9 protein-coding genes are annotated in these 11358 nt (G+C 72.7%); 4 read left to right on the top strand and 5 right to left on the bottom strand.

All coding sequences use genetic code 11. From position 1 onward, the window contains the following. Positions 1 to 8 precede the first annotated feature (8 nt). A complete protein-coding gene (locus CP982_RS02240) occupies positions 9 to 1172 on the bottom strand; it encodes an MFS transporter (RefSeq protein ID WP_150508888.1) in 1164 nt (387 codons plus the stop codon). A gap of 202 nt (positions 1173 to 1374) precedes the next feature. Here CP982_RS02240 and CP982_RS02245 point away from each other — a divergent pair, with 202 nt between their 5' ends. Then, complete coding sequence (locus CP982_RS02245; protein WP_184925637.1) at positions 1375 to 1881, top strand: carboxymuconolactone decarboxylase family protein; 507 nt, start codon at positions 1375 to 1377, stop codon at positions 1879 to 1881. Positions 1882 to 1933: 52 nt separating this feature from the next. Here the strand turns inward: CP982_RS02245 and CP982_RS02250 are convergent, their stop codons facing one another. Both CP982_RS02250 and CP982_RS02255 read right to left on the bottom strand, forming a co-directional pair. Further along, positions 1934 to 3241, bottom strand: a complete 1308-nt coding sequence (locus tag CP982_RS02250) for a lanthionine synthetase C family protein (protein ID WP_150508889.1) — start codon at positions 3239 to 3241, stop codon at positions 1934 to 1936. After that, on the bottom strand, positions 3238 to 6393 hold the full coding sequence (locus CP982_RS02255) for a lantibiotic dehydratase (RefSeq protein ID WP_229879257.1): 3156 nt from the start codon (positions 6391 to 6393) through the stop codon (positions 3238 to 3240). The genes CP982_RS02250 and CP982_RS02255 overlap by 4 nt, the downstream gene beginning before the upstream one ends. Positions 6394 to 6590: 197 nt before the next feature. Here CP982_RS02255 and CP982_RS41480 point away from each other — a divergent pair, with 197 nt between their 5' ends. Both CP982_RS41480 and CP982_RS02260 read left to right on the top strand, forming a co-directional pair. Further along, on the top strand, positions 6591 to 6734 hold the full coding sequence (locus tag CP982_RS41480; protein WP_170316325.1) for a hypothetical protein: 144 nt from the start codon (positions 6591 to 6593) through the stop codon (positions 6732 to 6734). Between the two features lie 511 nt (positions 6735 to 7245). Next, positions 7246 to 8376, top strand: a complete 1131-nt coding sequence (locus CP982_RS02260; RefSeq protein WP_150508891.1) for an NAD(P)/FAD-dependent oxidoreductase — start codon at positions 7246 to 7248, stop codon at positions 8374 to 8376. A gap of 82 nt (positions 8377 to 8458) precedes the next feature. Here the strand turns inward: CP982_RS02260 and CP982_RS02265 are convergent, their stop codons facing one another. After that, entirely contained in the window at positions 8459 to 9139 is a 681-nt protein-coding gene (locus tag CP982_RS02265; protein WP_229879242.1) for a pyridoxamine 5'-phosphate oxidase family protein, read from the bottom strand. Between the two features lie 152 nt (positions 9140 to 9291). Then, on the bottom strand, positions 9292 to 9873 hold the full coding sequence (locus CP982_RS02270) for a TetR/AcrR family transcriptional regulator (RefSeq protein WP_150508892.1): 582 nt from the start codon (positions 9871 to 9873) through the stop codon (positions 9292 to 9294). Between the two features lie 301 nt (positions 9874 to 10174). Here CP982_RS02270 and CP982_RS02275 point away from each other — a divergent pair, with 301 nt between their 5' ends. Next, positions 10175 to 11347 (top strand): agmatine deiminase family protein, encoded by a 1173-nt coding sequence (locus CP982_RS02275; RefSeq protein WP_150508893.1) that lies wholly within the window; start codon positions 10175 to 10177, stop codon positions 11345 to 11347. Positions 11348 to 11358: the final 11 nt, after the last annotated feature.

Genomic DNA, 11358 nt, shown 5'->3' on the forward strand with positions numbered 1-11358 from the left:
GCGGAGCGCTACCTCGTCGTGCCGCGGGGTCGGCGTACGGGCCGTCGCTCGGCCAGCGCGCTGACGGCCGTGAGCAGCAGGGTGACGACGACCCCGCAGCGGATCGCGGCCGACGCGCTCGCCAGGTCGAGCGCCACGGCGGACAGGACGGCGGCGAGGCTGTAGCCCACGGCTCCGACCGCGTACAGGACGGAGTACGCGGCGGCGTGGGCATGCGGCGGCAGGTGTCCGCGGAGGCTCAGATTGCGGGTGATCATCACGCCGGACTGGAAGAAGCCCGCCAGGAGCAGGCCGACGGCGATGCCCGGCGTGGCGGGCAGGACGGTGATCAGGAAGAGGCACCCCGCCGTGCAGGCCAGGAGCAGCAGGCTCTGTGCCCGTACGGAGCCGGGCCAGGCGCGCAGGCCGTGGCAGAGGGCACCGGCGGCGCCGGCCAGTGCGAATCCGGCGAGCAGCGGTCCCGACCACCCCACCGCGATCCGCCGCTCCTCCAGGAGGGCGGGCAGGACCAGTTCGGCGGTGGCCAGCATCGCCATGGAGGCCGCGCCGGTGAGATAGACGGGCCAGGCGGAGAGCAGGGTCCGGGCCAGCGGCGGCGCGGCAGGTCCGGCAGGGGCCGGATCCTGCGATTCCGGCAGTCTGAGCAGGAGGTACGAGGCGGTGGCCGCGAGCAGGGCGCCCAGCGTCAAGGGGGCTCCGGTGTGCACCTGGAGCGCCAGGAAGACCACGAGCGCGGGCGCCGCCGCCCAGGTGAGCTGCGTCAACGTCGTCTCGGCGGCCAAGGCGCGGGGCACGGCGCCGTCGGCCACGAGCCGGGTGAGCAGGGCGCGGATGCCGCCGGGGCAGGCGGCCGGTGCCGCACCGGCCAGGAGGGCGAGCCCGATGAGCACCGGAGCGGGGGCGGACCCCGCGAAGGCCGTGGCGCAGAAGGCGAGCGCTCCCACCGCGAGCCCTGCTGACAGCTGCCGCCTCATCCCGCCGCGGCCCAGTCGGGGCCCGAGCACGGCCGCGCCCGCCACTTCCCCCACGACGTACGTGGAGGCCAGGGTCGCACCGAGGGTGTAGCCGCCCGCGCTCTGTCTGCTCAGGAAGACCAAAGCCAGGGGTGCCATGGCCACCGGGGCCTTGCTGGCGAGCGCGACGACACCCCACAGCAGCAGTTCACCTCTCATCACGTCCTGTTCCCCATGGGGTTCTTGACGTACCCGCGCCCGGGCGACGGGCCGACGTCGGAACCCCGGATCACGGAATCGAAAACAAAAGGCCGCCTCCCCCGGTCACATTCCTCCGTCGCCATCCGTCATGGCAGTGACCGCGCGATGCACGGTCCTCAGCAGGCCAGCAGCGGCCCTACGAACACCTCAGGAGATGGCGATGGAAGCACGATCGATCACGGCGGAGATCCCGATGGCCCCGCGGATGACCGACGACCCCGCGGAGCTGGTCCCCGAGCTTGCGGCGGTGTCGGCCGCGCTGTTCAAGGTCACCGGCAACGGTTCGGTGCCGCGTTCCACGATCAGCCTGGTGCAGCTGCGCGCGGGCCAGATCGCGGGCAGCACCTACCTGACCGTTCTGCACACCGGATTCCTGCGCAAGGCCGGGGAGTCGGAGGAGCGGATCACGTCGGTGGCCTCCTGGCAGGACTCGCCGTACTTCAGCGCTGCCGAGCGGGCGGCGCTGGCCCTCACCGAGGCGGTGCTCCAGCCGTCCGCGCACGGTGAGCGGGTCTCGGACGAGCTGTACGCCGAGGCGGCCGAGCACTACGAGCCCAAGGCGCTGGCCACGTTGATGTTCGCGATCGGCCAGGTCAACTTCTTCATCCCGGTGGCGCTCATCGCCAAGCCCGTGCCCGGTCGCTCGTTCAGCGATCCGTGGAAGTAGCCGCAGGCGCCGGGACGGGTTCGGTCACGCGACCCTCATGTCCAGGAGCGGCTCAGCACAGCAACAGCGCCGCCTGCCAAGGAAGTTCGCCGAGAGGCGCGTCCGGCGCCGTCGCGTAGCGCAGGGCGAGCGCGGTGCCCGCCGCCCCGTCGAGGAAGCCGGGGCGGTGGACCACGGCGGAGCCGCCGGGCGCGGCGGCGGGCCAGAGGAAGGGGTGGGCCGGATCGGCCGCGCGGGCCAGGGCCTCGGTCAGCTCCGGTATCCGTGGCGCCAGTTCCGCTCCCCCGGGCTCGCGGGCCATCAGGGTCACGATCGTGGTGAGCCCCGCCAGGCCGTGGCAGAGCGTGGGGTCGCCGGAGGCGCGGGCGCCGCCCGGCCGGTCGCAGGTCGCGGCCACCGCGGCCACCGCCTGCCGGTTCCAGTCCGGTTCCTTCAGGGCCAGGGCGGCCAGTTGGAGGGCCCGGGCGACGCCGGGCGTGCCGTAGCACCAGCCGGTGCGGGCCTCGGCGAGGCCGGGCCTCGTCCCGGAGGCGGCCGCGAGCTCGGCTTCCAGGGGGACGACGTTGGGCCAGCCGACGCCGTCGGGGCTGCGGCGGGCGAGCAGCCACTCGGCGACGGTACGGATGGCCTGCTCCTGGCCCGGTACGCACACGCCCGCGCGGTGGGCGAGGGACAGCAGCGCGAGCGGGCCGGGGACGCCGTGCGCGAGGCCCGCGTTGAAGTGCCCGCCGGGGATCCCGTCCGGCTCGCTGAACAGGATCGGGTCGCCGGTCCACCAGCCGGGCACGGTCCTTCCGCCCGGTCCGGTGACCGGCCGTGTGAGCGCGACGAGGTGGGCGAGGACCAGCTCTGTGGTGTCCCGGTGCTCGGGCCCGGCCGCCAGGAGCAGCCGGCCGATGCCGGAGAGCCCGGCGACCACGTCGTACCCGGCCATCCTGGCCCCGGCCGTCCCCGCCGCCACGCGGGGCGCGTCCTCCGCGACCAGTCGGCGCGCCAGCAGGGCGACCTGGCCGTCCAGCTTGGTGAGGAGCCCGCCGTACTCGCCGGGCCGGGTGACGGCGGTCCGTGCGGCGAAGGCGACCGCGGGCAGCCCCGCGTACAGTCCCTCCCGGGCGGGCCTGCTCACTTTCGTGACCGCCGCCGACAGATGGGCGTGCGCGACCCTGGCGTGGCCGGGATCGCCGTGGGCGAGCGCCGCGAAGAGCAGTGCCACTCCTGCGTGGCCGTCCGCGAGGGACTGGGCGTGCCACAGGGAGCGGGTCTCGGCGAGGCCGGGGGTTTCGGCGGCGGTCACCCGCGCGGCGAGCGCGGCCGGGTCGGCCAGGCGGTCCGCGAGCCGCGCGACGAGGTGCTCGGTCATGCTCCGGCCCTTTCCCGGTCGAGGTGCGCCTGGACCGCGCCGCGGGCCACCGCCAGGGTCTGCGCCTCGGCCGTGCGGTCCGTTCCAAGGCGCCGGTTGCAGTGCATGTGGACGAGGGAGGCGAGCACCGCGTCCGGAGAGACGCTCAGCGCACCCTGTTCCTCCTGTGCCCGGACGAGCCGTCCGAAGCGCTCAAGTGCCACGAGGTGCGGCTGTGCCACCGGGTCCGGCGGGCCGCTCGGTGTGATCCTGGCGAGCGCCGCCCGTCTGCGAGCCGCGAACGCCTTGTGGTGCTGCTCGCGTTTGGGGTACGTAGCGGTGAGCCAGCGCCGCCAGTCGCCGCCGTAGCCCCGGTGGAAGGCCCGTACCAGCTCGGTCACGTCGTGCGCGGTGGTCAGGACGCGGTCGTCGGTGGGGGCCGCGAGCCGCTCCAGGACCAGGCGGCTGTCAGCGTGGAACACCTCCTCGGCCGCGGTGAGCAGCGCCGGGCCGCCGTAGCGCTCGGTCTCGGGGGCGTAGCTGTCCAGGCGCAGGCCCCGGGCGAGCCCGCCGGCGGCCAACTGACCGGCCAGGTCGTGCAGTCGGGGCAGGACGACTCCGTTGAGCAGGGCCGGGTCGCCGTGCAGGCGCAGCCGCAGGTGCGGGTCCGGATCGGCGTACCGGATGAAGAACCAGCGGTCGACGCCCCCGGGTCCGGCGGGCGGGGAGCCCAGCTCGGTGAGGAAGTCGCGCAACGGGCCGGTCAGGAGCTCGTCCTGGCGCTCGGCGGAGGTGTAGAGCGTCGCGTACAGCCAGGGGCCGCCGGGTGGGATCTCGCCGGTGCCGCGCCGCGCCACCGGTCGTGTGGCGCGGGTGGTTGCCTCGTCCGGCTGCGGTCCGCAGGGGGTCAGCGTCACCACGGCCTCCGCCTCGTGGGCGCCGCCGGGCCCGTGCAGCCAGCCGCTGTCGGTGTCCTGGCCCAGGGCCAGTTCGTGGACCACGGCCGCGCCCGTGCGCTCGCATTCACGGCGGAGGATCTCCTGGTGCGCGGGGACGGTGAGGTTGAGGGGGATGCGGTGGTCGCCGAGGGTGAGCTGGACGTGGTCGGGCACGCGCCACAGGGCGCGCCACTCGCCGAGGGGCAGACCGGTCGCCTCGAGCCGCCAGCGGGCCGGGCTGAGCACGGTGCGACCGGTGCGCACGGCGGGCAGGAACGGCAGGTCCTCCGCGGCGCCCCACTCCCACAGCCGCCACTGCCTGCGGCCGAACGCGGCGGCCTCGATGAGGAAGCGCACCGCGTTGGGCGCGGTCAGTTCGCGGTTGAGCACGTGGAGCGCCGACGGAGTCACCTCGCGCCCGAGTTCCGTGGACACGATCCGGAAGCCTTCGGAGTCGGCGCAGACGGCGATGGAGTCGAGCGTGAGGTCGGTGACGCCCGGCGCGGCGGGGCCGGGGTGAGCGCCGACGACCAGGCGCCCGTCCAGCCAGGTCGGCACCTGGGCCACGTTGGCGTGCCGGTGGTGCGACGCCTGGTGGTGGACCTGGACGGGCAGCCGTCCGGTGGTCGCGCGCGCGGCCCGCACCGTGTGCCGGATCTCCTCGGTCCGCGCGGGCGGAAAGAGGTGTGCGAAGCGGCCCATGTGGCCCCCGGACGTGGTGGCCGCGCCCACGACGACGAGGGTGAAGTCGCCCCGGTCCACGGCGGCGGCCGACTCCGCCGCGATCTGCACGACGAGTTCGAGCGACGGCGGGCGCACGGTGTCGGCGGCCTCGTCGCGGTCGGCCTCCTCGAACCTGCGCAGCCAGCTCTCGTCCAGGACGACCTCACGCGCCCCGCGCGCCTGCGCCTCGGCGGCGAGTCCGAGGAGCAGGCGCTGGCGTACGGCTCCGAGGGGCACGGGCCCCGGCTCGGGGCGGTGGCTCGGGGGCAGCCGGTATCCGGCCGGGGCGCCGAGGCCGATGTCGGGGTCGAGGACCTCCTTGACGGGCACATAGCGCCCGAGGCCGTACCGTTCCACGAAGTCCTGGTGGTACGCGGTCAGTCGGCCAGGACTCGGCGGCGAGAGGCGCCACAGCGCGGCGGCGGCGCGCTCCAGTTCCGCGGCCACCGAGTGCGAGAGCACGGCGGTGCCCTCCAGGCGCAGGTCGACTTGGACGGCGTGCGCGGCCGGGCGCTCCGGGGTCGAGGCGGGGCCTGCGGCCGCCCGCTCAAGTGCTGTGCGCCAGGCCTCCCTTCCCTCCCCCAGCGGCGTACGGCGATAGTCGTCCAGCGACGCACGCAGTTCGGCGATCCACTGGGCGGCGGGGGCGGCGGCCGGGAGCAGCGCCTCGACGTGTGCCAGCGGATCGGGAGCGTCCAGCGGCGGGCGCAGCTCTGTCAGGAGCACCTCCGCCCCGATCAGCTGGGCGACGAGACCGGCCACGGCGCCTTCGGGCGCGCCGGGGAAGAGCGTCTCGACCTGCCGGATCAGTTCGCCGCAGGGGATGGGGAGGGCCGCGGCCTCGGCCACGGCGCGCACGACGGGGGTGTAGCGGAGCGTGCGGGACCTGGGGCGGTTCTCGCTGGACGGGGTGTCGGAGCCGGGTCCCGCGGCGTCCGGGCCCGCCGGGGCGAACGGCAGGACGAGACGGCCGCCGCGCACGAAGCACAGCCCGTTCACCACCACGCTCAGGCCCTGGTGCACGGCCGGGTCGCGTTCCCACTCGGCGATCAGCCCGGCCAGCCAACCGGCGTCGGGCCGTGCCGCCCTGTGCCCCGCGCCGGTCAGCTCCCCCTTCGTGGCCTCGCCGAAGGATCCCCACAGAACGCCCGCGAGCAGGCCGAAGGGGGTGGGGCGCGACGCGGCCCTGAGCAGGTAGCGCGTCACGGCCCGATGGGCCTTGCGCAGATCCGACGCGGATACGGGCGCGTCCGCGAGCACGGCGTCGACGGTGCGGGCGAGTGAAGGGCTGGAGACCTCTACGGCCTCGCGGAACCGCTCGTCGGCGAGCAACTCCACGAGGCGGGCACGGAGTTCAGCGGGCTCCGCCCCGGTCTCGCCGGTCTCGTCCGACCGGGCCGCCGCACCGTCCCACCAGGTCGCGCGGACCCTCGGCCGGGCCAGGAGCGGAGTCCGCAGAAGCACTCCGTCCGCGCAGCGAAACACCGGTTCCACGCTGTGGCCACGCCGCATCTCTGCCACGCCCCCTTACTCGATGCACCATGAAACGGACTGCGGAATTCCTGATTCCACCTCCCGCGGGAATGTCGCCACACTAACCCCGGCACACCCCTCCCGGAACCCCTTGACTCCGTCCTCTATCCGTACCTAGATTCCGATTCTGCCGTCGAATGGCGGCGATTCGACAGGTTCCACAGGAAGGAATTCCCATGTCTGAGAACATGACGCAGGACCTCTTCGACATCGACCTGACCGAGACCGCCATACAGGACATCGCGTCCGACAGTGCCGCGGGCGCCATCTCCGGTGAGGAGTCCTGTTTCCGCACCTGCACGACCTGCTCGATCTGCTGAGGCAGGCCATGTGAGCGGCGGCCGGCCCCGGTGGCCCCGTACTGCCGGGGCCGGCTCCTGCGCCTGGGCGCCGAAGGCGACGGGCATTGCCCTTTCGGGCAGAACGCCCGGCACAGGCGGACATCCTTGGCAGTACCATTGACGCGGCAGGATTTTATCGATAACGCTCACTTCAGCACACCGCAAAAGAGCGCCCGACTCCCATCGCCGCAACCACACCATTTCCCCCGCCGAATCCGCAGGCAAACCTGCGGAGCGGAGATATTAGCCTGCCCGCATTTCAGTAATTCCGCTGCTCGCTTTGGGGTGCGGATCGCGTCAGGACGCCCCCGCGGCCCGTGAGGCCGTCGCGTCGCGCAGCGCAGGCCGGTGCGAAGGGCGGGCGCCACCGGCCGACCTTCGGCCTGCTCGGCGGCCCATCCTGAGCAACTTCCGCGCGTCCTGTCACAACTGACGCTTCCGCGTTGTCTCTCTGGCGGACCCATCGAGGGAACCCGACCAAGGAGAGAGAATGAACCACATCGTGATCGTCGGCGGTGGCTTCGCGGGCGTGTGGAGCGCCGCCTCGGCAGCCCGGGTGCGCGGCGACGCCGACATACGGATCACACTCGTGTCGCCCCACACGGACATGGTGCTGCGACCGCGTCTGTACGAGGCCGAGCCGGAGCGCGCGGTGGTGCCCCTGAAGCGGGTCCTGGAGCCGGTCGGGGCCGAACACGTCCAGGCCACGGTGGCGGAGATCGACACCACGGGCCGTCAAGTCGTCACCAGCGACGGCGATGTGCTCACGTACGACCGTCTGGTCCTCGCGACGGGCAGTCAGCTGATCCGCCCGGAGGTGCCCGGGGCGGACCTCGTCTTCGACGTCGACACCTTGGCCGGTGCCGTCGCCCTCAAGGAACACCTGCGCGACCGTACCGACTTCACGGCGGTGGTCGTCGGCGCCGGGTTCACCGGCCTGGAGGTGTCCACGGAACTGGCCGCGCGCGGCCGGGTCATCCTGGTGGACCGGAACCCCGTCGTCGGCCCGGAACTCGGCGAAGGGCCTCGCCCGGCGATCGAGGCCGCCCTCGACCGACTGGGCGTGGAGCGGCGCCTCGGCACCACCGTGACCGCGGTGAAGGAGGGCTCCGCGCAGTTGGCGGACGGCACGTGGACCGAGGCGGACGCGGTCATCTGGACGGCCGGACTGCGGGCGAGCCCGCTCACCGCGCAGATCGAGGGTTCCCGGGACCGGTTCGGCCGCCTGGAGGTCGACGCCCAACTGCGGGTCTCCGGCGCCGTGTTCGCGGCGGGCGACACGGCCGCCGCGCGGCTCGACGCCGAGCACGTCACCGTGCAGAGCTGCCAGTACGCTGTCCCGCTGGGCAAGACAGCGGGCCACAACGCCGCCGCCGACCTGCTCGGCCTTCCCCTCATCGACTTCGCCCCCGGGCCCTACGTCACCGACATCGACCTCGGCGGGGCGGGCGCGGTCTTCACCCGGGGCTGGGACCGCGAGGTCGAGTCCACCGGGGCCGACGGCAAGCTCGTCAAGAAGTGGATCATGGAGAAGATCGAGCCCCCGGTCGACGACGCGCAGGAGATCCTGAACGCGGCGGCGTATGTCCACGTCGTGATCCCCGCGGCCCACGAACTGTGACGGGCGAGCCCGCGCGCACTGCCGACCCCCTCCGGCCGGGCGCCGCACTCCACGTAGAGCTGTGGGCCATGAGCACACCCCGCTAATCGGCAGGGGTGTTGCCGCGAGCCGCGATGTGCGCGGGCGGCGCGATGCCCGTGGGCAGGAGGGGGTCGGCCTCCGGTTCGCCCCATGTGGAGTTCAGCGGCAGCACTCCCGCCCAGATGCCGAGGGCGGCGTCGGGCCCGTCCCCGTCCTCGGGCGCGCCGGTGCGTATCTTGACCGACGCCTCTTCGAGGGAGAGCGCGAGCAGCGCGGTCGCCGCCAGTTCCTTGCGGTTCGGCTGCCGGGCGTAGTCCCACTGTCCCGGTGCCGCCTGCTCGGTCAGGCGCCACAGGCCCGCCAGCTTCTCCTCCGGGTCCGTGACGAGGCGCGGGACTCCGTAGATCATCGCGCTGCGGTAGTTGACGCCGTGCTCGAACACCGAGCGGGCGAGCACCAGACCGTCCACGTGCGTGACGGTCACGCACACCGCCGCCTCGGGCGAGGCGACCAGACTGCGGCTGGCGACGGAGCCGTGGAAGTAGAGATGCCGACCGTCACTGCCGTAGACGGTCGGCACGACCATCGGGGTGCCGTCGATGACGACGCCCAGATGACAGAGGAATCCGGCCTCCAGGACGGCGTCGAGCCGGGCGCGCTCGCGGCTGCCTTGCTCGCGCAGGCGACGGTGGCGGGTGCGGGCCGTCTCCGGGAGTGCGGACGGCAGTTGTTCGTCGGTCACGTCGCCTCTTTCTGAGCGCCGGCTTTCGACACAGATCGAATGCCAACGATATCCGGCGCAACGCTCTTATCAAGCTACGGAATCAGTAGTAGACAGCCATCCCATGCGCGGAATCCCTTGAGCCTCGCCCCAGCTCAGCGCCTACGCTTTCGTCACGACCGGTCCAGCCGGGCCAGCTCCGCGTCGACGGCCTCACGGACGAGGCCGCGCGCGTGGTCGAGGGACAGGCCGCCGCTCAGCCAGCGCATGCTCAGACCCTCCAGGAGGGCGGTGAGGCGTTCCGCGGCGGCGGCGAGGGTGGCCGCCGGTGCCATCGGGCGCACCCGTCCGAGCAGTCCGGCCACGTCCTGCACCCAGACCAGGGTCGCGCGGGCCAGGTCCTCGCGCAGGGCCGCGTCGAAGACGGCGCTCGCCCGCAACTCACCCCAGGCGGTGCTGTTCTCCCGCACTTCCGGCGAGTCCTGGAACTCGAGGAGGAGCGCCTCGTCCAGTTCCTCTCGCGGACTGAGCGGCTCTCCGCTCTCGCCGCGCGCGGCGGTGTACCGCTCGGCCCGCTCGTTGATGAACTCCAGCGTGTGCCGCAGGATGCCCGTGCGGTCCTTGAAGTGGTAGTAGATCAGGCCGGTGGAGACCCCCGCCTCGGCCGCGAGCTCCTCCACGCGGAGCCCTCGGACACCGCGCCGGGCAATCACCCGCGCGGCCGCTTCCAGGATCTGAGTACTGCGTGACGCCATGACCATGAACCCTATCCGGACACCTGTCCCCGCTTGATCCGCGGGCTGCCACCACCGCTCAGGCCCGGGCGCACCCTCGCCTCTGCCGGTGACCATCTCCCTGACTTACTTTTCAGTAGATTGGGAACGTCGAGCACCGAGCCCCTCCGCAAGCATCAATGCGATACACAAGAAACCTCCATAAACTAGGACACACCATCCCAGCAATTTGACTGAAAATCCAGTCAGGACCACAGTGGAGGGCGTAGCCGCCTGTCCCCCACCACTGGACAGCTCGTCCGTCCATGAATCGGAGCGCACCGTGTCCCACCTCTCCCCCTCCCGCCGGGCGGCCCTGCGCGCCTTCGCCGCGATCGGCGGCGCGCTGGGGCTCGGCGCCACCACGGCATGCGGCTCCGACAAGTCCACCCGGACCGGATCGGACACCGGCACTGGCACCAAGCGGGCCAAGGCCACGGACGGTGGGCGCCGCTTCGGCGCGGAGTGGGAGAGCCACACGCGCACGTTCATGTCGTGGCCCGCACTGGCCTCCGTCTGGGAGGAGGACCTGCCCTACGTACGCGAGGACATCGCCCGCATCGCGCGGGCCGTCGGGGAGTACGAGGCCGTCGTGATGATGGCCCGGCCCGACCAGTTGAAGGCGGCGCAGCGGGCGTGCGGCTCACAGGTCGAGGTGATCCCGCTCGCCGTGGACGACCTGTGGGCCCGCGACACCGTCCCGGTCTTCGTCGAGGAGGACGGCGAAACCGTCGGCGTCGACTTCAACTTCAACGGCTGGGGCAACAAGCAGGAGCACACCAACGACGGCCAGGTGGGGCGCGCGCTCCTGCGTGAGTACGACATCCCCCGCGTCAAGGCACCGCTCGTCTCCGAGGGCGGTTCCTTCGAGACCGACGGCGAGGGCACCCTGCTCATCACCGAGAGCTCGATCGTCAACGACAACCGCAACCGCGGCAAGTCCCGCGACCGGATCGAGGCCGAGCTGCTCGAAACCCTCGGCCTGAAGAAGGTGATCTGGCTGGCAGGCGTGCGCGGCGAGGACATCACGGACGCGCACGTGGACAGCCTCGTACGGTTCACCGCGCCCGGTGTCGTCCTCCTGGACCAGGCGTTCCCCGGCACGCCCCCGGACTCCTGGTCCCGCTCCGCCGACCAGGCGCGGTCGGTGCTCAGCAAGGCGACCGACGCCCGAGGGCGGCGCTTCGAGATCATCGACCTGCCGCAGCCCGACCTCGACAAGATCACGGGTGAGGGTGACGACTTCGTGTCGACGTACGCCAACTTCTACATCGCCAACGACTCCGTGTTCATGCCGAAGTTCGGCGACCGGAAGGCCGACGACCGCGCTCGCGGCATCCTTCAGGACCACTTCCCCAAGCGGGACATCGTGCCTGTCCGCATCGACACCATCGCCTCCGGCGGAGGCGGCATCCACTGCTCGACCCACGACGAGCCGGGCAAGCCCGCCGACTGACCGGCCCGGCC

The sequence above is a fragment of the Streptomyces spectabilis genome (assembly GCF_008704795.1).
In the GTDB taxonomy this organism is placed as follows: domain Bacteria; phylum Actinomycetota; class Actinomycetes; order Streptomycetales; family Streptomycetaceae; genus Streptomyces; species Streptomyces spectabilis.